23 protein-coding genes and 1 riboswitch are annotated in these 22,789 nt (G+C 53.6%); of the genes, 9 read left to right on the plus strand and 14 right to left on the minus strand.

The window, feature by feature from the left end; translation table 11 throughout:
• The first annotated feature begins 16 nt into the window (after window positions 1-16).
• Window positions 17-307, plus strand: a complete 291-nt coding sequence (locus NNL35_RS25650; protein ID WP_254553853.1) for a hypothetical protein — start codon at window positions 17-19, stop codon at window positions 305-307.
• Between the two features lie 477 nt (window positions 308-784).
• Here NNL35_RS25650 and NNL35_RS25655 read toward each other — a convergent pair whose 3' ends face one another.
• Window positions 785-1,606: an AAC(3) family N-acetyltransferase gene (locus tag NNL35_RS25655; RefSeq protein ID WP_006676447.1), complete on the minus strand. Its 822-nt coding sequence runs from the start codon at window positions 1,604-1,606 to the stop codon at window positions 785-787.
• Window positions 1,607-1,947: 341 nt separating this feature from the next.
• On the opposite strand from NNL35_RS25655, the gene NNL35_RS25660 reads away from it, so the two are divergent.
• The 6 genes from NNL35_RS25660 to NNL35_RS25685 all read left to right on the plus strand — a co-directional run bounded on the left by NNL35_RS25660 (window position 1,948) and on the right by NNL35_RS25685 (window position 8,337).
• Entirely contained in the window at window positions 1,948-2,625 is a 678-nt protein-coding gene (locus NNL35_RS25660) for a response regulator transcription factor (protein ID WP_006676448.1), read from the plus strand.
• 33 nt (window positions 2,626-2,658) lie between these two features.
• Window positions 2,659-4,098: a sensor histidine kinase gene (locus NNL35_RS25665; RefSeq protein WP_006676449.1), complete on the plus strand. Its 1,440-nt coding sequence runs from the start codon at window positions 2,659-2,661 to the stop codon at window positions 4,096-4,098.
• Window positions 4,099-4,171: 73 nt separating this feature from the next.
• Window positions 4,172-4,993, plus strand: a complete 822-nt coding sequence (locus NNL35_RS25670; RefSeq protein ID WP_006676450.1) for a DUF3919 family protein — start codon at window positions 4,172-4,174, stop codon at window positions 4,991-4,993.
• Entirely contained in the window at window positions 4,990-6,033 is a 1,044-nt protein-coding gene (locus NNL35_RS25675; RefSeq protein WP_040730895.1) for an ABC transporter substrate-binding protein, read from the plus strand. The genes NNL35_RS25670 and NNL35_RS25675 overlap by 4 nt, the downstream gene beginning before the upstream one ends.
• 3 nt (window positions 6,034-6,036) lie before the next feature.
• Window positions 6,037-7,380, plus strand: coding sequence for an MFS transporter (gene pgtP / locus NNL35_RS25680; RefSeq protein WP_006676452.1), 1,344 nt, complete (start codon window positions 6,037-6,039; stop codon window positions 7,378-7,380).
• Window positions 7,381-8,169: 789 nt separating this feature from the next.
• The gene (locus NNL35_RS25685; protein WP_254553854.1) at window positions 8,170-8,337 is read left to right on the plus strand and encodes a hypothetical protein; all 168 of its coding nucleotides are present in this window, start codon (window positions 8,170-8,172) and stop codon (window positions 8,335-8,337) included.
• A gap of 314 nt (window positions 8,338-8,651) precedes the next feature.
• Here the strand turns inward: NNL35_RS25685 and mqnC are convergent, their stop codons facing one another.
• The 4 genes from mqnC to metA form a co-directional block, all read right to left on the minus strand.
• A complete protein-coding gene (mqnC, locus tag NNL35_RS25690; RefSeq protein WP_040731715.1) occupies window positions 8,652-9,791 on the minus strand; it encodes a cyclic dehypoxanthinyl futalosine synthase in 1,140 nt (379 codons plus the stop codon).
• 303 nt (window positions 9,792-10,094) lie between these two features.
• Window positions 10,095-11,279, minus strand: a complete 1,185-nt coding sequence (locus NNL35_RS25695) for a trans-sulfuration enzyme family protein (protein WP_006677451.1) — start codon at window positions 11,277-11,279, stop codon at window positions 10,095-10,097.
• Window positions 11,276-12,460 (minus strand): aminotransferase class V-fold PLP-dependent enzyme, encoded by a 1,185-nt coding sequence (locus NNL35_RS25700; protein ID WP_006677452.1) that lies wholly within the window; start codon window positions 12,458-12,460, stop codon window positions 11,276-11,278. Before NNL35_RS25700 ends, NNL35_RS25695 begins: the two co-directional genes overlap by 4 nt.
• Window positions 12,460-13,401, minus strand: a complete 942-nt coding sequence (metA, locus tag NNL35_RS25705) for a homoserine O-acetyltransferase MetA (protein ID WP_006677453.1) — start codon at window positions 13,399-13,401, stop codon at window positions 12,460-12,462. The genes NNL35_RS25700 and metA overlap by 1 nt, the downstream gene beginning before the upstream one ends.
• Before the next feature lie 116 nt (window positions 13,402-13,517).
• Window positions 13,518-13,669, minus strand: a riboswitch (SAM riboswitch).
• Window positions 13,670-14,174: 505 nt separating this feature from the next.
• Here metA and corA point away from each other — a divergent pair.
• Window positions 14,175-15,110 (plus strand): magnesium/cobalt transporter CorA, encoded by a 936-nt coding sequence (gene corA, locus NNL35_RS25710; protein WP_006677454.1) that lies wholly within the window; start codon window positions 14,175-14,177, stop codon window positions 15,108-15,110.
• Window positions 15,111-15,207: 97 nt separating this feature from the next.
• Here the strand turns inward: corA and NNL35_RS25715 are convergent, their stop codons facing one another.
• Complete coding sequence (locus tag NNL35_RS25715; RefSeq protein ID WP_006677455.1) at window positions 15,208-16,269, minus strand: HRDC domain-containing protein; 1,062 nt, start codon at window positions 16,267-16,269, stop codon at window positions 15,208-15,210.
• A 228-nt stretch (window positions 16,270-16,497) separates the two neighbouring features.
• Between NNL35_RS25715 and NNL35_RS25720 the strand changes: the two genes are divergently transcribed.
• On the plus strand, window positions 16,498-16,794 hold the full coding sequence (locus NNL35_RS25720; protein WP_006677456.1) for a DUF3055 domain-containing protein: 297 nt from the start codon (window positions 16,498-16,500) through the stop codon (window positions 16,792-16,794).
• A 29-nt stretch (window positions 16,795-16,823) separates the two neighbouring features.
• Here NNL35_RS25720 and NNL35_RS25725 read toward each other — a convergent pair whose 3' ends face one another.
• The 8 genes from NNL35_RS25725 to NNL35_RS25760 all read right to left on the minus strand — a co-directional run bounded on the left by NNL35_RS25725 (window position 16,824) and on the right by NNL35_RS25760 (window position 22,758).
• The gene (locus NNL35_RS25725; protein WP_100226363.1) at window positions 16,824-17,993 is read right to left on the minus strand and encodes a phosphodiester glycosidase family protein; all 1,170 of its coding nucleotides are present in this window, start codon (window positions 17,991-17,993) and stop codon (window positions 16,824-16,826) included.
• A gap of 122 nt (window positions 17,994-18,115) precedes the next feature.
• Window positions 18,116-19,015 (minus strand): 5'-3' exonuclease, encoded by a 900-nt coding sequence (locus NNL35_RS25730; RefSeq protein ID WP_006677458.1) that lies wholly within the window; start codon window positions 19,013-19,015, stop codon window positions 18,116-18,118.
• 159 nt (window positions 19,016-19,174) lie between these two features.
• Complete coding sequence (locus NNL35_RS25735; RefSeq protein ID WP_006677459.1) at window positions 19,175-19,549, minus strand: arsenate reductase family protein; 375 nt, start codon at window positions 19,547-19,549, stop codon at window positions 19,175-19,177.
• A gap of 144 nt (window positions 19,550-19,693) precedes the next feature.
• Window positions 19,694-20,677: an RluA family pseudouridine synthase gene (locus tag NNL35_RS25740; RefSeq protein WP_006677460.1), complete on the minus strand. Its 984-nt coding sequence runs from the start codon at window positions 20,675-20,677 to the stop codon at window positions 19,694-19,696.
• A complete protein-coding gene (locus NNL35_RS25745; RefSeq protein ID WP_006677461.1) occupies window positions 20,664-21,254 on the minus strand; it encodes a cob(I)yrinic acid a,c-diamide adenosyltransferase in 591 nt (196 codons plus the stop codon). The genes NNL35_RS25740 and NNL35_RS25745 overlap by 14 nt, the downstream gene beginning before the upstream one ends.
• Before the next feature lie 83 nt (window positions 21,255-21,337).
• Window positions 21,338-21,928, minus strand: a complete 591-nt coding sequence (locus NNL35_RS25750) for a bifunctional adenosylcobinamide kinase/adenosylcobinamide-phosphate guanylyltransferase (protein WP_254553855.1) — start codon at window positions 21,926-21,928, stop codon at window positions 21,338-21,340.
• A gap of 23 nt (window positions 21,929-21,951) precedes the next feature.
• Window positions 21,952-22,500: a hypothetical protein gene (locus NNL35_RS25755; RefSeq protein ID WP_040731718.1), complete on the minus strand. Its 549-nt coding sequence runs from the start codon at window positions 22,498-22,500 to the stop codon at window positions 21,952-21,954.
• Window positions 22,501-22,599: 99 nt separating this feature from the next.
• Window positions 22,600-22,758 carry an aspartyl-phosphate phosphatase Spo0E family protein gene (locus tag NNL35_RS25760; RefSeq protein WP_261945010.1) on the minus strand — a complete coding sequence of 53 codons (159 nt, stop codon included), beginning with the start codon at window positions 22,756-22,758 and terminating at the stop codon, window positions 22,600-22,602.
• Between the last annotated feature and the right edge of the window lie 31 nt (window positions 22,759-22,789).

The raw sequence follows: 22,789 nt of genomic DNA on the forward strand, positions 1-22,789 counted from the left end.
GTTCCTTATTAAGTATATGGGGCTGAAGAAACAGATATACGAAGCGGGTTCTGGAAATGAAGGCGAACCTGACAAGCTGTGGGACAAACAGTCAGGCAAGCTGGTGGAAGGTACGTCAGACAAGGTGCGGGCCATGGCTGTGAGGTGCAAAAACGGTGCCGCGACCCGTCAGAAAAGCTCGCTTGGCATGGCGAATTCAGGTATTGCGTGTATGGCCATACGTATGATGATTTATGTGGTGAAATGTGTATGTAGTTATACGTACGGTGATTCCTGCGTGATTCGTTCGGTGTTCAGTGTTTCGTAGGATGTGCGTGCAGGGGATACGTGCAGGGAACGTGCAGGGAACGTGCAGGGAACGGGCAGGGAACGGGCAGTGCAGTGAAAAGTGCTGCGGTGAAGAGGGGCCGGTGAATGGGGGCCGGTGAATGGGGCGGCCTTGGCTCAAAATTGCTGCAAATAGACAGTTTTCGGCTTGGCGGGGCTTCCCGAAATAAAAATTCCTGCGTAAATGCAGGAATTTTCACCATTTTCTACTTATTAGAGGTGAAACCGGCGAAATCCTGCACTTTTGCATCAATTTCCCAAATTCCGCCTGTGAGAAAAAGAAAATACTGCAGTTTTGCAGAATTCTCCACACTCAAGCCCAGTCACTCTCCCGTACATAACCGGGATATTCTCCCTGCGCATATCGCGCGTACTCTCCCCGTCATACCGCGAGTCCTCTCCCCTCGCATCCATGTGCAAAAAACCATATTATACATACAAGAGATGGAGTAAAAAGTTACAAAATGGGAGCAGAAAGTGTACGCTGCTTCTCCATCCATATTGTCGCGTAATCTACAATATCTCGAACAGGAAGGAGCAAGGCAGTTGCATTCGCAACCTGTCCGACTCGGACATGATTCGTATCCCGCGCAAAATCTGCTCCAATCGCATCGAAATCGCTTGAATCTAAATCCACTTCCTTGTATTCAACCCAAGCTTTATTATTGCCTTGCATCATGGGAGCTTTCGCAATCATCTCCTTCTTACGCTCATAATTGGCCCTATATTCAGCCAAATGAATGGATGTATTATTGCCGTGACCGACCCCCAATAATAATATCCATCCATCCAGTTCATACAGGCGAGCGATCGGCGATTGCTCTCCCAAGCCGTAAGCCAGACTATGATTAACTGTAATATACACTTGATTGGCACCCCAAGCAGCGAAGGAAAGCTGAGGATGATTGCTTCGGATGACGCCTCTTTGCTTACGGAACAGCTCCGGTATAGTCCCCATTTCCGAGCAAGGCGTAAAATCACGATCAAAAGCAGGCATTTGCTCCCGAATATCCTCCCACCAAGATTCTCGCACAGGCGGATTGCACCATGTTGAGGGATCAGACAAGTCCGATGTATGCGTTGGCATGACAAGGGTTCCTTGTTCTCCCAACTGTTCCTCTAAAGCTAATATGACTGACACGGCTCCTCCTACCACCCATCCGCCCAATGATTTCATAGAGGAGTGAAGAATAACATTCATTCCCGATTGTACGCCCAGCTTCTCAAAGTCATTTTTCAATGAAGTCCGTGTTATTAAATCTCCGCTGATTACTTCCATATGTTCATTCCGCCTTATATCCGGTAGTCATCTTCAACAATCTAATCCATAGCTCCCGTCTAAAATTGAAACGTTAATGATTCGCGTAGCCGATTTTCCTATTCATTTCCAAACAGCATTGCATACGAAAATCTTACCATATAAATGAACATTTCTAAACGATTGAAGCACATATTTGAAATAGGGCTTGCTAAGCATTAGCTAGTATATTTTACCGTATTGAAGATGAAGCATTTCGTGTACAGTTATGGGTATGCCTGTATAATAGAAGAAGGAGCGGCCTTTTGCCAGGCTGCTTTTTTGTGCGATCAATGATAACCACACCCTAGAAGGAGGACGCGATGAATATTCTAGTTGTCGATGACGAGCAGAGCATCTTGAACCTCATCCGTCTCAATCTCGAGATTGAAGGCTACACGGTACACACGGCCGCGAGCGGCCAAGCCGCGCACGAACAATGGCAGGCGCAACAGATAGATTTGATTATTCTTGATGTGATGCTTCCCGATACAGATGGGTATCAATTGCTGCGCGAGTTCCGCAGCAGCAACTCAGACGTTCCCGTCATCATGCTTACCGCCAAGGGACAAATTAACGACAAGTTGCTGGGACTGCAATTAGGCGCTGATGATTACCTCGTCAAGCCGTTCCACAGCACGGAGCTGCTGCTCCGAATCAAGGTGATCGAAAGACGGATGAAAAAACAAGAGCAGACGAACTCCGGATCCAGCATCATGCATTGCGGACCTTTTCGAGTCGATCCGGAAAAGCGCGCGATTGTTGTGAACGGACAGGACATTACGCTAACGTATCGAGAGTATGATCTGCTTCTGCTGTTATTATCCAATAAGCGGCGCATCTTCACTCGCGATGATCTCCTTATGAAGGTGTGGAAGCTTGATTATCCGGAAAATACGAGAGCAGTCGATATTATGATACAGCGCCTCCGCAAAAAGCTAGGAAAAGAAGGAGAGCGAATCAAAACCATTTACGGCGTCGGATACAAAATAGATTGTTGATTTGCACGGCATTTTGAACAAGGTGGATAACCCATGACTTTACAGAAACGCTTTCACTTGGCACTTCTTGCCCTATTCATTCCTGTCATGCTTTTTCTCTATATCGTGCTTGATATTTCTTTGCAGAATAATGTTTATCAATCCGCGGTCAATTCGCTGCAAAAGCTAAGCGTAGAAGCTCAGATCTACACGATTAATTATGTGGAGCGCGAACAAAAAGGAAAACCAGACTTCACGCTTCAAAAAGGCGCGCCGCTTATTGCCTCATATCTGTCCAAGCGCATGGGCGTTCGCGTACAGCTCATTAACGCGCATCATCTCGTCCTGGCCGATACCGAGCGTGGAGCGCTGTCTTATGTGAATCAGGATATGGAACAAGCGATGCATGGCAGTAAGTCCTATATGATTCAAAAGGCCTCTCCCTCTCCATTGCTGTTGTTCTCCAGCCCAATCTACGTCGACAATCAAGTTATCGGATTAATTCGATTCCTCCAGCCCTTGGAGAATGAATCACAGCTGCTCAAGCGAATGAAGGTCACCTTCGCGGTTGCTTGCTTGCTTCTTCTCGCTGCCGCCGTGTTGATTGCGAATCGCTTCGCCAAATCGCTGAGCAAACCGATCGAGCAGCTTCGAGATATGGCGAAGAAGCTCGCCAACGGCCACTACGGCAGCCGTATCGAACTAAGCGGTTATGAGGAAATAAGTCAGCTGGCGCATTCCTTGCATGCAATGGCCGATGCAATCGAGCTGCACATCAAGCAGCTAAGCCGGGAGAAGGACAAGCAGCGCGATTTCCTGGATCGAGTCACCCATGAGCTAAAGACGCCTCTGACCGCGATTATGGGATATTCGAACCTAATTCCACGTCTGAAGGATCCGGAGGATGTTCAAGAAAGCCTGCGCCATATCTCCGTGGAAAGCGAGCGCATGCTTACACTTGTCGAGGAACTGCTCAGCCAATCCAAGTATGGAGACAGCCCGTTCTCGGTATCTCCAACCATATGCGATATCGCGGCGATTGCAAGCGAAGCCATGTATATAATGCAGCCACGACTCGACAAATATCAGATTCGGCTGCACAACGAGCTAGTAACTACGATAGTTGTCGCAGATCCGGATAAGACGAAGCAAATTTTCCTGAACCTGCTCGATAATGCAATCAAATATAGCGATGCATCCGAGCTAGTGATTCAACAGACATCAAGCGATAATGCAGAGCGAATTACGATCCGGGACGATGGAATCGGCATAAGCCATTCCCTCATTGCACGGTTCGAAAGCTCTTCATCGGACGCAGCCCTGACATCGGCCGCAGGCAATGGCTTCGGATTGCTCATATGCAAGCAACTGATGGCCCTGCAAGGAGGAGAAATGTCCATACAATCCGAGGATGGGATCGGAACGACAATCACGCTCCAATTCCGCTCACCGGCAGCATTGGATACACATCCTCTGCCAACATGCTCGAAATAATACATTTGCGAAACAATTCCGAGGAAATTATGAAATGATGATTGTTTATGCTGAGCAAGGAGAGTAATGCAGAATGAACAAGCTTATATGGAGTGCCTTTCTTTTTACGGGAATCATTCTATTGCTGTCTTTTGCCGGGTTCTTCCTGAATGAGCAGGTCTATCAGAAGGTCGGCATTATCAACGATAAGCATGAAGTATTGCGAAAAGTAAGCGATTCCCTTCCTGTTCAAGCAACAATTTCTCATCAGAAGTGGGGATCTTTGCATGTCAATGACGAGGTAAGTCTGCACGCGTTCGTATCCTATATGGATCGGATCAAGCAGGAGTATGAACCGAAGCTGTCTACTGATACCGACAGTGAACAGGCCATTCTCTCGGGACGCATCCAATATTTGAACGGAAGCGAGCAGACCTTTGAGCTTGGCAGCACCTTTACCCTAGGCAAATGGTCTTACGGCCCAGGACATGAGACTCCTCTGCTGTCTGCCCTGCAGACTCAGCTGCAAAGTCTTTTTTATACGCCCGAGCATTTCGCACAATTCATACGAACTGCAAAGGGGCTCACTTTCCGTTCTGACGGCGTACAAGGAAATTTGCTTGATCATGAAAAGGGTTACTTGGTGTCCAGCATTCAACAAGCATTGGAAATCAAAGATCAGGTCGAAATTAAGCAATTGTTGCTCCGCAAGCAGGAGCCGCTCGGCTCTATTACTGCATACAAGGAGGACAAGGAGCTGAAAAATGACCGCAGCAATATCCTGCATATCGTCGTTTATTCCGGCTATGTCGTCATGCAATATATGGGCGATGACAACGGAAATTCGATCTATTTGCAGACAGGCTTGGAGAAACTGCTGCTTCATGGAAAGAACGAAAAGGCGGATATAAGATGACACGATTACTCTACCTTTTACTATTCGTCTGTCTAGTTACGCAGGCAGGCTGTTCCAATGATCATCATGCCATTACTGTGGATGAGCAAGGTATGCCCGACATGAAAGGGCGCCATCTGGTTGCATACGTGGCCGCTCGTGAAGAAGTCGGCAGTGCCCTGCTGTCGTCCTTCTGTCAACAAACAGGATGTACGTACGAATACATCCGGCTGTCGACAGAGGAGATATTGCGCCGCGTGTCTCAGGAATCAACGAAGCCGCAAGCGGATCTCGTCATTGGGGGAACGATCGATGCGCACATGACGATGAAGGAAGAGGATCTATCCTCCCCGATTCGCAGCGCAAATATGGATCTTATCCCTTTCCCGTTCAAGGATGAGGACGGGTATTGGGCTGGTTACGAGGTTGAGCAGTTATCCATTGCGGTTAATCGCGAACGCTGGGATCAAGAATTTGCGCCGCTCGGGTTGAAGTTCCCCAAGACGTGGGAAGAACTGCTTGATCCTGCATATCGTGGCAAGATCGTCATGCCAGATCCGAATTATTCAGGAACCGCGTACACGTTTATCGCCTCGTTATACGATGCATGGGGCGAGCAGAGAACTTCCGATTATTTGCGACAGTTGAATCGCAATATCGGTCTGCTTACTGTAAACGGCTTCATGCCGGCACAATACGTCAGCTCGGGCGAGTATGCAATCGGTATCAACTTTCTGGGAGATCAGCGCAAGCTGCGCGAGGCCGGGTTCGATATCGTGAGCAGCGTTCCGATAAAAACGAGCCTATTCGTCAATGGCATATCGAAAATCCGGAACGGGCCCAATGAGGCCGCTGCAGACTGGTTCATCAATTACTGCTTGTCACAAGAGGCTGCGGCTGTCTTGGAACGAGTGTCTTACGGCACCCCGACCGTTCACGAGAATAAGCAGGATGTAGAGAAGTCTGCTGTCTTGCCTGTACACAGTTCCATGCGTAGGCATGAACAAATCCTAGACCTTTGGAACAGAATGCGTGCGGACAAAAAAGGTCAAGGAGAATGAAGAATGTTTGGTTGGTTGAAAAAAGCTCCCGCCATACCTCGATTGCCGGAGCACATGATCGCGAAGATGTACCGAATTTTCCGTATGCGTACCATAATCGGCATTTTTATCGGTTACGCAGGCTACTACTTAGTACGCAGCAACTTTACGTTGTCCACACCCTATTTGAAGAGTGAGTTCGGGTTCAGCCCTTCTCAAATCGGTATGTTGAGCGCGGCACTTGCCGTTACCTACGGTATAAGCAAATTCTTCATGGGGAATTTGGCGGATAAAGCCCATACGCAGCGATTTATCGCTGTTGGTTTGTTCTTGTCTGCCGTAGTTAACCTTATCTTAGGATCTACTTCCTCGTTCGGTCTCATCTTCATGATGCTTGTCGTGAACGGGGTGTTTCAAGGCATGGGCGCTCCTCCTTGCAGTATCGTACTGGCGAACTGGTTCTCGAAGAAAGAGCGCGGTACGTATATGGGAATCTGGAATACGTCCCATAATATCGGCGGAGGCATTATCGCCCCAATCGTAGGCGTAGCCATAGGTATTCTCGGTTCTGCCTATTGGCAGACAGGAATTTTCGTAGTCCCGTCCATTCTCGCGATGATTATCGCCGTTTTCGTATGGTTCTGCGGCAAGGATACTCCGCAATCGGTTGGTCTGCCGCCAATCGATGAATATCGCAACGATTATGACGATGTGGAACGCAATCCAGACGGCGACAAGCTGTCCATGAAAGAAATCTTGATCAAATATGTACTTAAAAACAAATTCATCTGGTACCTGTGCTTGGCGAACGTATTCGTGTACTTCATTCGCTTCGGCGTCTTGAACTGGGTACCATTATACTTGACGGAAGAAAAAGGCTTCACGCAATCGCAATATCACATTGCATTTGCTGTATTCGAATGGGCAGCCATTCTGAGCTCGCTCGTCGTCGGCGTGCTTAGCGACAAGTTGTTCAAGGGCAACCGGATGCCGCTCTGTATTATCAGCATGATCGGGGTCGTGTTGGCTACGCTTGTGTACTGGCAGTCTTCGAGCGTCCTCGTAATTACTATCGCCGTATCCATTATCGGCTGTCTCATCTATGTGCCGCAGTTCTTGATTGGCCTTAGCGCAATCGACTTCGTACCGAAGTTCGCTGTAGGTACAACTGTTGGTTTGACTGGTTTGTTCGCTTACTTGTTCGGTAACTTGACTGCAAGCGCACTTGTTGGATTCATCGTCGAATCCTCCGGTTGGAACGGTTGCTTCCTGTTGCTTCTCGTGAGTGGCGTACTGGCAACACTCTTCCTGACGATGATTCAGGTCGGTCGCAAGAAGAAGCTGGCTAACGCGGCGAACCAAGCGTAAGTCATAGCAGGATATAAATTATAAAAATAACCCTCTGATGTCACGCTACCAGGGCTGGGCATCAGAGGGTTTGCTTTTTATCGTGTGAGATGGAGCTTCAGGGACAAGAGCAAAAACATTAGTCATACCCGTTCATTTAGTTATGGGTTCTGAGAACATGTGCTAACGCCCCATTCGTAATGTAATACATATCGTACTGCTATCACTTTTGTCATGCCCCGGCTATATCCCAGATCTGATTAATTAGGCATATACCTTTGAAAGGAGTACACTTTCTTTTCTTTGCTGGGAGGATCAACGATGTCCTGGATGCTTTCACGTTGGTATGCGGTGGACGACCGTACGAGGACCCAAAAAGGGCTGTCTCCCGTAGAGACAACCCTTTACTCGGAAAAATTCGATTGTCAGTCAAGTAAGCTTCCCATTGTAAACACCAACCCTAAAAATAGCAAAAAGAGCATATTCCCATCAAGCTAACGCAAAGAATATAGAGGCGGGAAAAACGGCGGCAGGACGAGCTGAGGAAGATGGTTGAGGCACCGAATCCTGCATCTGAGCAAGATTTTATGCTATTTCAGCCATTATCTGATGCAAATCCCGTAAAAGTACATCCTTTTCGCCGATTTTTGCTTCCCCCCATAGGCACGGAAGAAAATCCTGCCGTCTTTTACGGGATCCAAGAGACCGCGTCGGATCCTGGGGGCATCATCGTCTTCTGGAGGCATCGTTGCCTTCTGAGGCTTGAACGTTTGGAGGGAATTGCTGCTATTTTACAGGAATTTCGGCTCAATGAGTCCTCATCCCGAGGAATTGCTGCATATCTACATCATTTTAGGCCCTTTCGCTCCAAGTCGAAGCGAAACGGGTGAAATTCCTGCAGTTTTGCAGGATTCACTTTCTGGTGAAGTCGTCCATATCGAATTGCTGTATTTGCGCAGCATTTCTCCTACCGGATAAACGTGTCTGGACAAATCGTGTAGTTTTGCGGGTTTCGCCTACCGGAATAGACGTGTCTAGGGAAATTGTGCAGTTTTAGGCTGTTGGAAACCCCTTTTTTACGAAGGCGTGGAGATTGTCCATTTTCCTAATCAAAACTTAGCACACAGAGCGTTTTAAAAATTTTTTCTACTGAGTGACGAGTCCAAATGAAGTCCCAAAAAATTTATAAATTCTATAATATTAAAAAAAGACACCGCACAAGCGATGCCCTATAAAATAACGCAATCAAGCGCATCCTAAACAATAATTAAGATGTCCGCCGTCCGGCAGAATTAATTCTGCATGACGAAGTCGCGATCCACCTTCACGTTCTCGTCGTCGAACACCTTCAAAATATTGTACTTCGTGTCCCGCTGCGCCGGTACTTTGCCGGCCTCGCGGATAAGCTGCAGCGTGCTGCTGATATTGACCTTATGCGTCGTGCCTGCCGCGGAGACGACATTTTCCTCAATCATCGTGCTGCCGAAATCATTGCAGCCGTAGCTCAGCGTCTTCTTGCCCACTTCCGGCCCCATCGTTACCCAAGATGCCTGGAAGTTCGGGATATTATCAAGGAAGATGCGGCTGATCGCCAGCGTCTTCAAATATTCCTCCGGGCTGACCGGCTCTGCCTTCATATTCGTATTCTCCGATTGGAACGTCCATGGAATGAAGGCAAGGAAGCCCTTGGACGTATATTTGTTCTCCAGGCACTCGTCCTGCGCGATGCGGACCCGCTCCAGATGAAGGGCGCGCTCCTCCAGCAGTTCGCCGAAGCCGACGACCATCGTCGCGGTCGTATTCATGCCTACCTTGTGCGCGGTCTGCATCACATCCATCCAATCGCGCCAGGAGCCTTTGAGCCGGCTGATCTTGCGGCGGGTGCGATCGTCCAGAATCTCGGCGCCGCCGCCAGGCAAGGAGTCAAGTCCCGCCTCGTGAATCGCGCGCACCACTTCCTCCAGCGACAATCCATCGGATACTTCCTTCATCTTCAATATTTCCGCCGGAGAGAAGGAATGCATCGTAATGCTAGGGAAGCGCTCCTTAATCGCTTTGAGCAGATTCGTATAATAGCTGAACGGAAGCTCCGGATTTGTCCCGCCCTGCATCAAAATTTCCGTACCGCCGACATCGAGCGTTTCCTGTATCTTCTGGAAGATGACTTCGTCCGGAAGCACGTAGCCTTCTTTGGAACCCGGGGCACGGTAGAACGCGCAGAACCGGCAGTACGTATCGCAGATATTCGTATAATTCACATTGCGTCCGATGACGAACGTAGCGATCGGTTCAGGATGCCATTTCAACATGATCTGGTTGGCGACATGCCCGATCTTCTCTACCTGATCGGACGAAAACAACGTCACGCACTCATCCGTGTCGATACGTTCACCGCGCAGCGCTTTATCCAAAATGCGATCAATCGGTGACATCGTCACAGTCACTTCCTCTCTCAATAGTTGCATGCTGTATGAGCGTACATGCAGCACGAAGCGGATGCATCTCGTACGATGCTCCTCTATTCGTAAGTCATTCGATATCAGCTCCTGACATGAAGCCGCTGCCCGTTCGAGCATATGGCCATTCATGTCAATGACTTCATAATCGTACCACAATTATGGGCGAAAAAACAGCACCCTCTCCAGCGAAACCAGGTGCACAACATGGCCGGTTCTCCGCGCTGAAGAGGGCATAATGCCATATATATAAGGAAAAAGGAAGCAGCGAGCGCCCGGCTATTGGCTCAACGCTTGATCCAGATCCTGGAGCAGATCGTCGATATGCTCCAGTCCGACGGAGAACCGCAGGAGCCCGTCCGTGATGCCGCGCTCCAGCCGAACATGTGCCGGCATCGAGGCATGGGACATCATCGCCGGATAGGACAGGATGCTTTCCACCGCGCCGAGGCTGACAGCGACCAGCGGAAGCTTCACCTGGTTCAGCACCCGCTTCGCCCGTTCGCCGGAGCCGACATCGAACGAGACGACCGCACCATAGCCCGCGGACTGCTTCTCATGAACGTAGCGGCGCGGATGATCCGCCAGGCCGGGATAATAGACCTGGGTAATGTCGCTTCGTTCCTGCAGCCAGACCGCCAAGCGGCGGGCGCTCTGCTCGCTGTGGCTCATCCGCGCGCCCAGCGTCTTCATACCGCGCATGAGCAGCCAGCTGTCCTGCACGCCGAGCACCGCGCCAAGCCCGTTCTGAAGCTGCTTGATCCGCGCCCCCAGTTCCTCGGTCGCCGTCACAATCAGGCCGGCCAGCACGTCGCTGTGCCCGCTCAGGAACTTCGTCGCGCTGTGGAGCACAATGTCCACCCCATGGACGATCGGCAACTGATGATATGGGGTCATGAACGTATTGTCCAGCAGCGTCAGCAGCCCGTGCTCCTTCGCCCAGCCGCATACCTCCGCGATGTCGGTAATTTTGAGCGTCGGATTGGACGGCGTCTCCATATAGACGGCCTTCGTATTCGGACGCAGCGCCGCCTTTACCTGATCGATATCGGTCATATCAACGAAGGTTGATTCAATCCGAAGCCGGTTCAGAATGGTCGTCAGCAGACGGTACGTCCCCCCGTATACATCCTCGGTTACGATAATATGATCGCCTGCGGAGAAGAGCAGAAAGGCAGAGGAGATGGCCGCCATCCCTGAAGCGAACGCGTAGCCGTTCGTTCCTCCCTCCAGCAGCGCGATATGATCCTCCAGCGCCTTCCGGGTCGGATTGCCCGAGCGCGAGTAATCGAATTCCGGGGGATCGTAAATATCGTGATGATGGAACGTCGTCGCCTGATAGATCGGGACGCTGGACGCGCCTGTCGTCTTGTCGATTTCCCCGCCGAAATGAATCAGCTTCGTTGTAAAGTCAAGCCCCTGTCCTTGCTTCGAATCCGGCTTCGCTTTGTCTGGTCCGCTCATCCCTGCTCCACCTCCAACCGGGCAGCTTCCAGCGCTTGCGCCAGATCTTCGATGAGGTCGTCGACATGCTCAATGCCGACGGAGAAGCGCAGCAGCCGATCGTCTACCCCGATCCGGTCCCGAATCTCCGCCGGAATATCGGCGTGAGTCTGCACTGCCGGATACGTCATCAGCGACTCGACCCCGCCCAGGCTCTCGGCGAACGCGATCAGCCTCAGATGGCGGAGAATCGGATCGACGTAGCGGGCATTTTTCAAGCGGAAGGAGAAGATGCCGGTGTTGCCGGACGACTGGCGCCGCTGAATCTCGCAGCCCGGATGATCCGCCAGTGCGGGGTAATAGACCGCTTCGACAGCCGGGTGCTCCAGCAGCCATTCCGCGAGGCGGGTCGCGTTGTATTCATGACGCTCCATCCGCAGCGCCAGCGTCTTCATGCCCCGCATCAGCTGATACGAATCCGACGGGCTCAGCACGGCGCCGATCGAGTTGTGGAGGAAAGCCATCTCCTCCGACAGCTCGCGGCCCTTCGTGACGATAAGGCCTGCCAGCACATCGTTGTGGCCGCCGAGATACTTCGTCGCGCTATGTACGACGATATCCGCTCCAAGCTCCAGCGGCCGCTGGAAGAACGGCGTCAGCAGCGTATTGTCCACAATCGTCAGCAGGCCGTGCTTCTTCGCCCAGGCCGCCACCCGCTCGATGTCCGTAATCATCATCAAGGGATTGGTCGGCGTCTCGATGAAGACCGCCTTCGTCTGCGGCGTGCGGGACGACTCCAGCGCATCCAGGTCATTCGTGTCGACATAGGTGGCGGTGACCCCGCAGCGGGACCATATCCGCTCCAGCAGACGGTACGTCCCGCCGTACAGATCGAGCGATACGATCAGATGATCGCCTTGTCCGAACTTGGCGAACACCGTCTGTATCGCGGCCATGCCCGAGCTGCAGGCGAAGCCGGCATCGCCCTGCTCCAGGGCGGCTGCCGCTTCCTCCAGCACGGTACGCGTCGGATTCTTCGTACGGATATAATCGAACCCCGTGCTCTGTCCCAATCTCGGATGACGATAGGCGGTAGCCTGATAAATCGGATAATTAACGGCTCCTGTCGCCGGATCGTGAACCGACCCGATCTGGGCAAGCCGGCTTTCCATGCGGTAATCGGCTTCGTTGCGCTGCACCATTATAAGTTGGCCCCTTCCTTACGCGGTACGGCTTTGCCCAGTTCGTACGGCGTTTCCTGATAGACATAGTAGTTCAGCCAGTTCGAGAACAACAGATTGGCATGGGCGCGCCACGACGAACGCGGCTGGCGTGACGGATCGTTGTTCGGAAAATAATTGACCGGCAGATCCATCTCCATCCCTTTGGCGATATCCCGATCGTACTCCCATTTCAACGTGCAAGGGTCGTACTCGGAATGACCGGTCACGAAAATATGCTTCCCGTCCTGCGTCGCCACGAGATATACGCCCGCCTCTTCTGACTCGGCGAGAATATCCAGCTCAGGGACGCGCTCCACGTCCTCCCGGCGAATCTCCGTATGCCGGGACTGGGGCACGAGGAACACGTCGTCGAAGCCGCGCGTCAGCTTCACATTATCCAAGGTCGTACAGTGCGGATACACGCCGAAAATTTTGCGCTCCAGCGGATATTTCGGAATGCCGTAATGGAAGTACAAGCCAGCTTGGGAAGCCCAGCAAATATGGAACGTGGACGTCACATTGGCGGAAGACCATTCCATAATTCGGCACAGCTCGCTCCAATAGGTCACGTCCTCGAATTCCATCTGCTCTACCGGCGCCCCCGTAATAATCATGCCGTCGAATTGCTGTTCCTCGATTTCATCGAATGTCTTATAGAATGCAGATAAATGTTCAGCGGATGTATTTTTGGACGTGTGCGTCGCTGGATGAAGCAGCGTCACATCCACTTGCAGCGGCGTATTGCCTATGAGGCGCAGCAATTGCGTCTCGGTAGTTTCTTTCGTCGGCATCAGATTCAGAATGACAATTCGCAAAGGACGAATATCCTGGTGATATGCACGGGTTTCGTCCATGACGAATATATTCTCCTGAGACAATATTTCTTTGGCCGGCAAATGATCGGGAATCTTGATCGGCATGACGCTCTCCTCCTTCATGAAATCCATCGTAGATTGGTTGTCGCTTGCGGTATAGGGTACAAAAAAACCTTTCCCGACATTCGAGAAAGGTTATGCACAGCCTACTTCATGCGCCTCTCTCATCTGTCAGCAGCAGTCTTCTGACCGCTACCGCAAGAATTAGCACCGTGCGCGCTGCAGATACGTCCTTGAATGCAAGAACGGCTCTGCACATCTGCCGGTTGCCGGGTTTCATCGGGCTTGTCCCTCCACCTGCTCTTGATAAGATTGCTAACATATCATATTCGATTGCAGTCCCGTTAAGCCGAATGGGACTTGGTAATAATTTAAAGCCAAGTCAAGCAATAAGTCAAGAGGAAAATCACCTTTTGCTCCTTCCGGCATATCGTATTCCATGCACGCCGCAGCAATCCGATTTTTTCTTGAAAAAAGGACGTGCCGAGCGGTATACTAAACAGGTGCCTGAAGGGCACTGTTGTCATAAAGCGTTCGAAGATTATCGTAAATCATTTCAAATTGGGGTGAATTTCGGATGGATGGCGACCCGAGGCAATGCCGAGGTACGAACGGACAACCGAATAAGGCGATTCGGCGGGACACCGTGCAGCTTGACGGCTGTCGCGTTCTGTCATTATGCCCATCCCCGAGCATCATGCGCGGATAACTGCCGTGCCCTGGGGGTAACGGCTCTCATCTGCATCTGCCCTGCACGAATCGTCTGAACAGACGAAGCAAGCTGCCGCATCCAACATGCGGCCGAAGGGGAGAGAGCATTGAAAATCCGTCTAGTAAACGAGGGCGTCTTCACGCCGGTGGATGACATACAGAAGACATTGACTCCACCGGAGAACGGTTTCTACTGGTTAGATGCCGATATGGAAGATCTGGTCGAGCTGCAGCCCTTGTTCTCCATACATGATCTCGCTGTCGAGGACTGTATGAGCGAAGAAGAGCAGCGGCCCAAAATCGAAATCTATGAAAATCATTATTTCATCGTACTGAACAGCATCCGGTTCGACGATGAGGAGATATTCCTGCGGGCCTTAAATATATTTCTCGGCAAGCACTACATCATCACCGTGACGAAGCAGAAAATCAATGAATTGCGCATGGTCAAGCCGATACTGTGGGAGCAGCAGGTGAGCTCGGCCGACCGCATGCTGTATCACTTGATCGATATTCTGGTGGATAACTACTTCTCGGTAGCCGATCGGATCGAAGCCAAGATCGACAACTTGGAGGAAGAACTGATCGTCAGCGCCAAGAAGGCTCATCTGAACGAGATTATCAGTCTTCGCAGCGAGATTCTGTGGCTGAAAAAAGGATTGGCGCCGCAAAAAGAAGTGCTGCTTGTCCTCTACCGGAAAGATCTCCGTCTCATCGAGGACGATCTGCAGAAGTATTTCCGGGATATCTATGAAAATGCGGTCAAAGTCTCCGAGACATTCGAGACGTTCCGTGATCTGATGGGCAACTTGCGGGAATCGTATCAGCTCAGCATCGCCAACCGCGCGAACGACATCATGCGCGTATTTACCGCGATTACGACGATCTTCATGCCGCTGACGCTCATTACCGGCATCTACGGAATGAACTTCGATTATATTCCATTCATGGACTGGGCCTACGGCTCGCTCTATATTATCGGCTTTATGCTCATACTGGGAGCCCTGATGTTCTACCTGTTCCGCAAAAAAGACTGGATCTGAAGAGGTTCCAACAACCGGCCTTATATGAATATGAACGATAGAACCCAAGCCCGCCTCCCGCTCCAAGGGATGCGGGCTTGTTCATGCTTGCCCCGGATTAACCGGCAATCGCTTGCCGCGCCTCCCGGCTCTTCCGTCTGCGGTGCAGAAGCCGGAGGAAGCGGATCCGCTCATAGTTGGTCTGCAGCTCGGAAGACGGCAGCTCCAGTGCTGCTTCGCCGAATGCCTTAATGTAGATCGGCTTGATGTACTCGTCCCCCAATTCAATAAGGGCGGACTCGACCGCTTCCCGCTCGCCGGGAGGCATGGACGCCAGCTCCTCCTCGGCCAGACCTTCGATCGCGCCGCCTTCCTTCGCAATCTTCTCGATGCGCATAATCAATTCGCGCCGATCCACCTGCAGCCGATCCATCAGCTGCTCGATCCCCATCCCTTGCTGCAGCCCTTCCATCAGCAGGCGGCGCTCCGATATTTTGGCCAGTTCATTCGCCTGCTTCGCTTCCCATTCCGCATAGACCCATCTGGCGAATTCAGGCTCGCTTACGGCATCGGCCACCCAATCCAGGGGGAAGTCCCTCGTGCGGGCATACTGCTTCGCGATCTGAATAATCTCTTCGCCGAAGTCGCGGACCTTCACCGCGCCGAAGCCCGGTATCTGCTCCAACTCCTCCAGCTGCTGCGGCAAATAGGCGCTGACCATGCGAAGCATCCGGTTCGACGCGATCCAGTACGGAGCGCGTCTCAGCCGCGTGGCCGCTTCCCTGCGCCATTGGGCCAGCCGATCATACACCTCCGCATTCGGATGGAGATCGGCATAGCAGGCGATCCACTCCTGCTGCTCCCGCATGCGGCGCTCATGAATGTCCACCTCCGGAACGAAGCCGAGCGACAGCCGGTAGCCTGCGCTCATGAGCCGCGCCATGCCCCGCCGCAGCGATGCCCGCATCTCGGCCCAATCGCCGCCTTCGAACCAGATCTCCGGCTCCGCTCCTTCTGCCTCCCACAGCACCATCCATTGCCCCTGCTCCTCGCCTGCGGTCAGGAGCCCGAAGGGAGCCGCGTACGAGTCTTCCTTCCGCTTGCCCCCGCGCTTTGGCCGCTTCTCGCTCCCGTCCTCCTCCATGCTTCGCTCCAATCGCACCATCCATACAACCTGCATGATCTACCTTCCTCCTTCTCGCTTCTCAATGCCACCCATTCCTAAGCGCGCAAAAAAAAAGAAAGCACCTCTTCCAATGCGGCTTGCGCATCATGAAGAGGTGCTTCCTCGTCCTAGTTATGAGTTTATATAGATTATAGCATAATTGCAGAATCTGTCAATTGATTATGGCCTTTTCGCAAGCGTGCGGTATAATGATAGCGTTACCGATACAAGGAGGCTCGTCCCATGAGTGCACATGAACTCGATTTTTTAGCCGATCATACCGAAGAGACGTCAACGAGGTTCGTTACGTTTATCGGCGGCAGCATGCGCCGCTTCGATCTCGCGCTTACCGCGACCACCCGCTTCTATGGCAAGACGCTCGTCACCGATCTGCAGAGCGGCCTGACCGCCATTCTCGGACAGGACGATCTGGAGGAGGAAGGCTATCTTGAGCACTTCTACCGGTTAACGGATGAAGAGGCCGCCGATCTCCGCCAATTCCTGTCCCTTGTCGTCGGCGCGGCGCATTTTAACGATTGATTCGGATCCCGCAATGACCGGGCACGAGCTTACTCAGAGAACCAGAGCACATTGCTCAGCTCCCGTCCCGGTCTGGTCACGACCCTGCCGTTGGCGATCAACCCGGAGGAAGCGCCGCCGTCCAGATTCATCGCTTGCACGGCACCCAGCTTCTTCCATATTTCTGCCCACTGCTTCATCGTCGCGGATGGAACCGTCGCCAACAGTATCGAGCCGTCGGGCAGGATGCCGATACCGCTCCGCATTGCCGACTTGGACAATATTTTGTCCTCCTTGAAGCCTTCCGCCCGCGGATTCAATGCCACCTTGCCATCCTTCACGAGCCGGGGGCCGCCGCCCAGCGCAACCTGCACGTCGTCCCAGTCGATCGGACGGCCCAGCCGATCCGTGTAACGAATCGACATCGTTACTTGATCCCCGACATGGAACCGATCGGCCATCGGCTTCTCCGTTCCCGTAAATACAAGCACATATCCGTCCTTCGGAATGCTCACATTGCGGCCCGCCGTCACCTTCTTCACGACGCCGCCGCGAACGACGACGGCCCGGCCGTAGGCGAAGCCGAGCGAGTTGCCGCGCAGCGGCGTGTACAATACGGCTGCGCTGCCGTCCCGCTTCGGCGTCCGATTGACGAAATACGCATACCATGACGAAGTGCGTTCGGTGGCCGCGTTCGTCACTTGACCGCTAATCTCGATGCGCAGGCTGTCCATTACGGCCCGCCCGTCCGGACGGAAGCCGATGGCCGTGCCGTAGTTGCTCGTATGCTCGACCCGGCCGCGATTAATAATGGTTCCATACGGCTCGGGCCGGCCGCCATACGCCTCGAAGTACGTTCCGTTCACTGCCGCCTTCGCCCCAGTCCGCTTCGCGGTGCGGGTCATCGTCGCGGTCGTGCCGAAGCGGTCCTTGCCGAAGGAGACATGCGGCTTCATTCCTTTCGGCACGCGCACGGTCGTCACGCGGAAGATCTTGCGGCCGAGGGAGACCCGCTTCACCGATGTGCTCACCTTGCTCGCCGGCTTGCCTGCCGCGACGACGACGCCTGGCGCCGCGGAGCTGCCGTCCTGCACCTCCGCTCCCGGCGTCCACGTCCATAACAGGCCGAATGCGATCAGGCCCGCAAGGCAGGAACGCCATCGGCTGGCACGGCGTTCGGAAGGAGCCTGGCATACGTTATCCTGATTCAACTCTCTCATTCCCCCAACAATTCGACCCTATCTCTCCCCAGAATGATTGCCGGATACAGGGAGGATAGGGTCTTCTAGTCATTCGATGCGTATCTCGATATATACTGTATCGGCAGCGGAAGGCCGGATCGTTAGGCCGTCTCGATCAGACGAAGAATGCTCGTCATCTCAAGCTGCTCGAACATGGCCGCGACCGCATCCCGCTGCGGCCGGAACACACATTGACCGGCTTCGCATACAACCGGCGCTTCGCAATGGATGCGCGCCAGCCGCCGCGACAGATGGAGCATCTCCAGATCCGCCTCGATCTTGGTGCGAACGCCTGCCGGGAGCGAGCTCATATTGGCAAGAATCCCGTCTATCGACGAATATTGCTGAATCAGCTTGAGGGCCGTCTTCTCGCCGATTCCGCGGACACCCGGATAATTGTCCGACGGATCGCCCATCAGTCCCTTCACATCGATAATCTGCTCCGGTGTAAGCTGCTTCTCTTCCATCAGCGTCTGCGGGCAATAGACGGCATAGTTGCCTTGCCCCTTCTTCATGATGACGACGCGGGTGCGTTCATGCACCAATTGAAGCATGTCATGGTCGCCTGTCAATACATACACTTCCATCTCATCCCGGAACACCCGCGACAGCGTGCCGATGCAATCATCGGCCTCGTAGCCTTCGGCCGACACATTCGGAATATGGAAGCTGTCCATGACGTCGCGGATCAATTGGAACTGCGGCACCAGATCGTCGGGGCATTCGGCCCGGTTCGCCTTATACTGATCGAACTGCTCCGCCCGGAACGTCTTGCTCCCCAGATCCCAGCAGCAGGCGATATGCGTCGGCTCGAACCGCTTGACCGCATCCCAGAAATAACGCATGAATCCATAGACGGCATTGGTCGGCGTACCGTCCTTCATGCGGCGGATCGACCCGCCGTATGCGGTGGCGTAATACGCGCGGAACAGCAGAGCCATCCCGTCCACCAGCAGCATGCGCGGCTCGGCCGGTTCGGACATCATGTCCGTATCCCACATCATTCGCGTTCCCCTTTCCTATCTTTTCATGACAGAATTGCTATTTTTCTATTCTGCTGACACTGCTATCCATTATAGCATATCTAGGCTTCCGCTAGCGCCCCACGGCCCAATCTGGCAAGCGGGACGCAGCACTGCAAGCCGATCTCGCCGGCGCTGTCAGCCGTGCTTGGCCGCGGTCGTCCACGTATCGCGGTAATTGTCTTCGCGGAAGCCGACCGTTACCCGCTTGCCATCCGTGACAACCGGACGCTTGATGAGCTTGCCGTTCGAGGCAAGCAGCTTGATCTGCTCCTCGCGGCTCATCTGAGGCAGCTTGTCCTTCAGCTTCAGCTCCTTATAGACTTCCCCGCTCGTATTGAACCACTTTTTCAGTTCCAGACCGCTCCGCTCAATCATCTCCTCCAGCTCCCGCTCGCTAGGCGGCTGCTCAACGATCGGCACCAGCTCCAGTTCAAGCCCCTGCTCCTTCAGCCATTGAATCGCTTTGCGGCAAGTGCCGCATTTCGCATAATGATAGACCGTTACCTTCACCTGCTCCAACTCCTTCCTTGTCCGTTCAGCTTCGTGCAAGCCCGCGCTTGCCGTTTTCCCTTCTGTCCTGGCCGTTCTCCTTGTACGAATCGCGGCGTCAGAGTCCCAGCGTCACGCTGGCCCCAATGGCCGTCACTGCTGCCGTCACTGCTGCCGCCCATGCAGCAGGCGCTCCCGCAGCGCCAGCAGATCATCCGGCAGCGGAGCCGTGAAATGCATCGGCTCCCCTGTCATCGGGTGCTTGAACCGCAGCTCGGCCGCATGCAGCGCATGCCGGGTCAACGGCTGCAGCGCCCCGGCGAGCCATGGCGAGACCGCCTGCCCGCCGAAGTAGAACTTGTCCCCCAGCAGCGGGCACCCGATATGCTTCATATGAACGCGAATCTGATGCGTCCGCCCCGTCTCCAAGCGGCAGGATACGAGGGACGCTTCCTCACCGTACGCCTCCAGCACCCGGTAATGGGTAATCGAATCATAGCCGTCCTCCGTCACGACACGCAAATGAGGCTCCGTCTTGTCCCGGTCAATCGGAGCCCGGATCGTGCCCTCCTGCGGCGAAGGGACGCCATAGACGAACGCCTCATATCCTTTCCAGATGTCATCCGTCTGCATCTGATCCGCCAGCTGATGATGGGCATGGCCATGCTTCGCGACGATGAGCAGGCCGGAGGTCTCCTGATCAAGCCGGTTCGCCGGCCGGAAGCGGGTCAGCTCCCCCTTGGCGCGCCAGTAATGCACAACCCCGTTCGCCAGCGTCCCTCCCGGGTAGCCCTTCGTCGGATGGACGACGATCCCCGCCGGCTTGTTCAGCACCAGAATATCGTCGTCCTCGTACACGATATCAATCGGGATCGGCTCGGGCAGTATCGATTCGACCGTCTCCTCCTCGATCCGCACATGAACGACATCCCCGGCATGGAGGCGCTCTCTTACACTAAGCGGCCTGCCGCTTCGCTCGGTCAGCCCGTTCACCGTAATGGCCGCTTCCATCGTCTTCAGCCGGGTTAGCAGCCGGCGCGACAGATTCAGCCGCGAGCGCAGCACGGCCCGCAGTTGAATCCCTTCGTCGCCTTCTGACACGACATATTCGAGCTCCGCGGCAAGCTTCCGTCCGTTAGGCTCCGTCATGACGGGATCTGCGGCGGAAGACTTCCGCGCTCCGCACATATTCTTCATCGGGAACCGAAGCAATCGCATTGGCCCGGCGGGCGGCGACGAAGAAGTAATCCGAGAGCCGATTCACATATTTCATCACTTGCTGGTGCACGGTTTCTTCCCGAGCCAGCGTCACGAGGCGCCGTTCGGCGCGGCGGCATACTGTCCGGCACACATGAAGCGCCGAGGCCGCCTCGCTGCCTCCCGGCAAAATGAACTTGCGGATCGCTTCCGTGTGCGCATTATGCTCGTCAATCCAGGCTTCCAGCCGTGCCACCTGCTCCGCATGCACCTTATAGACAACCTCGCCTTGCTTCTTCTCCGCATAGGCGACATCGGATCCGCAATCGAACACTTCATGCTGGATCTCGATCAGTTGGTTGCGGAGCTCCTCATAAGCATCTCCCTGGCAGCATGCCGCCGCCCAGCCTATGAACGAATTCAATTCATCGAGCTCGCCATAGGCATCCACCCGCAAATGATCCTTGGACACCCGGCCCCCGATAAGCGATGTCGTTCCTTCGTCCCCTGTCCGCGTATATATTCTCACGTGTCTTCCTCCTTGTGTTGAGTGCTGACGCCGCGCGGCGCAGCATATTGTCGTATCCTAGCACGGCAGCGGCCGGGAACTCATCAGCCTCTGAACCTCCTGGCCGATACCTCCTCCGGCATCCCTGCCTCGAGCCGGAACCATTGATGACTGCGGCGTGCAAGCTCCCGATTGAGAGCCGCGTGCTCGATAATATAGCGCCGTTCCTTCGGATCCGTGAACGGCGTGTAAGCCGGCGGATCGTTCGTAATCAGGAACAGCCTCCCCTGAAATGCGAGTAAGGCATCCTGCAGCCGCTTGCGGGCGGCGGCGATCTCCTCTATATATATGGCGTCATATTCTTCATTATCGCCTTCCGGACGCTTCTTCCATAGCTGCGCATGGACGCCTGCGAGATAGGAGGTGACACTGTCCACGACCACGACCCTCCGTTCCGCCCGGAACAGATTGGACTCTTCATTAATCCGATGCAGAAGTCCCGGCAGCTCTTCCCCCGCCGGCAGATGCTGCCACCGGCAACGGGAAGAATCGGGCATACCATCGGGAAGGCTCGTATGTAACGTCGACAGGTACAGCCCTTCACGGCCGAATCCTGCCGCATAGGACAACGCGAACGATGTCTTCCCGCTGCCATGGCCTCCGGTAATCCCGATAATCACACTGACTCCCTCCATCCGTCCGCATCATCTGCCAGCCTTCACTTCGCTTCCTCCATCAGCTTCAAGATCTGGATGGAGCGCTCCTCATTCGGTGTGCGAACCGGAATCGCGACGAATAAGCCCTTCTCTGTGATGCCAAGCTTGTTCAGAAGCGGCAATTTTTCAGCCGGAAGCGCATATAGATGCTTTTCCTGATGCTCGATATAGCCCTTTTCCGCTTTTTCCAGCACCATGCCGTCAAAATAGCCTTCTTCATATTTGTCCTTGTCGAAATAAGCATCCAACGGGATATGGCCGCCCTGCTTGCTCATCGACTTCACGTCTTCCTCGGGCACAACATGCACGGCGTTATCGCCCGCCGCATATTCGACAAATAATTTCTGCAAATTGTACATCGGCGACGCGAACACGTCCACTGTGAATTGCCCTTCCAGTTTCTGACTCAATTCCGTCTTCAGCGCCTCGGTCAATTCGGATGGCACCGTTGTCGTCGACATCATGAACACGGATATGTCCGCTTTGGACCCGCAGCCTCCCAGCACGAGCGCGAGTGCGAGCACCATCCCCATCCATCCCCATTTCCGCACGATGTATTCCCCTTTCTCCAGCATGTCTAACCGTCTATCACCCACTATATCACAAACGGCATAAGCAAAAAAAGAAGACCCCTCAGGGTCTTCGGTATGTTAGGATCGCTTGCCGAGCGATTTCATGTACTCGTTAATCTTCAAGTCCAGCATGCTGCTGATTTCAATCATACTTTCAGCCGTGAAAGACTGCTCTTCTTGAAACATCTGCTCCATTTGCTTCCGCAAAATCCTTATCTCCTGTTCCAGAGCAAGCATCTTGGACGAAACGTTTCTTGTTTTGCCCGAC

It is taken from the genome of Paenibacillus dendritiformis (genome assembly GCF_945605565.1).
Taxonomy (GTDB): domain Bacteria; phylum Bacillota; class Bacilli; order Paenibacillales; family Paenibacillaceae; genus Paenibacillus_B; species Paenibacillus_B dendritiformis_A.

Excerpts from the sequence above, each read along its gene's own strand:
- NNL35_RS25670 (WP_006676450.1), top strand. The coding sequence starts at position 4,172 with ATGAACAAGCTTATATGGAGTGCCTTTCTTTTTACGGGAATCATTCTA.
- NNL35_RS25720 (WP_006677456.1), top strand. The coding sequence starts at position 16,498 with ATGAGTGCACATGAACTCGATTTTTTAGCCGATCATACCGAAGAGACG.
- metA (WP_006677453.1), bottom strand. The coding sequence starts at position 13,401 with ATGCCGATCAAGATTCCCGATCATTTGCCGGCCAAAGAAATATTGTCT.
- NNL35_RS25675 (WP_040730895.1), top strand. The coding sequence starts at position 4,990 with ATGACACGATTACTCTACCTTTTACTATTCGTCTGTCTAGTTACGCAG.
- NNL35_RS25760 (WP_261945010.1), bottom strand. The coding sequence starts at position 22,758 with ATGCTTGCTCTGGAACAGGAGATAAGGATTTTGCGGAAGCAAATGGAG.
- NNL35_RS25730 (WP_006677458.1), bottom strand. The coding sequence starts at position 19,015 with ATGTGGGATACGGACATGATGTCCGAACCGGCCGAGCCGCGCATGCTG.
- NNL35_RS25665 (WP_006676449.1), top strand. The coding sequence starts at position 2,659 with ATGACTTTACAGAAACGCTTTCACTTGGCACTTCTTGCCCTATTCATT.
- NNL35_RS25650 (WP_254553853.1), top strand. The coding sequence starts at position 17 with ATGGGGCTGAAGAAACAGATATACGAAGCGGGTTCTGGAAATGAAGGC.
- NNL35_RS25685 (WP_254553854.1), top strand. The coding sequence starts at position 8,170 with ATGAGTCCTCATCCCGAGGAATTGCTGCATATCTACATCATTTTAGGC.
- NNL35_RS25695 (WP_006677451.1), bottom strand. The coding sequence starts at position 11,279 with ATGAGCGGACCAGACAAAGCGAAGCCGGATTCGAAGCAAGGACAGGGG.
- pgtP (WP_006676452.1), top strand. The coding sequence starts at position 6,037 with ATGTTTGGTTGGTTGAAAAAAGCTCCCGCCATACCTCGATTGCCGGAG.
- mqnC (WP_040731715.1), bottom strand. The coding sequence starts at position 9,791 with ATGTCACCGATTGATCGCATTTTGGATAAAGCGCTGCGCGGTGAACGT.
- NNL35_RS25725 (WP_100226363.1), bottom strand. The coding sequence starts at position 17,993 with ATGAGAGAGTTGAATCAGGATAACGTATGCCAGGCTCCTTCCGAACGC.
- NNL35_RS25700 (WP_006677452.1), bottom strand. The coding sequence starts at position 12,460 with ATGGTGCAGCGCAACGAAGCCGATTACCGCATGGAAAGCCGGCTTGCC.
- NNL35_RS25715 (WP_006677455.1), bottom strand. The coding sequence starts at position 16,269 with ATGCAGGTTGTATGGATGGTGCGATTGGAGCGAAGCATGGAGGAGGAC.
- NNL35_RS25740 (WP_006677460.1), bottom strand. The coding sequence starts at position 20,677 with ATGACGGAGCCTAACGGACGGAAGCTTGCCGCGGAGCTCGAATATGTC.
- NNL35_RS25655 (WP_006676447.1), bottom strand. The coding sequence starts at position 1,606 with ATGGAAGTAATCAGCGGAGATTTAATAACACGGACTTCATTGAAAAAT.
- NNL35_RS25750 (WP_254553855.1), bottom strand. The coding sequence starts at position 21,928 with ATGGAGGGAGTCAGTGTGATTATCGGGATTACCGGAGGCCATGGCAGC.
- NNL35_RS25660 (WP_006676448.1), top strand. The coding sequence starts at position 1,948 with ATGAATATTCTAGTTGTCGATGACGAGCAGAGCATCTTGAACCTCATC.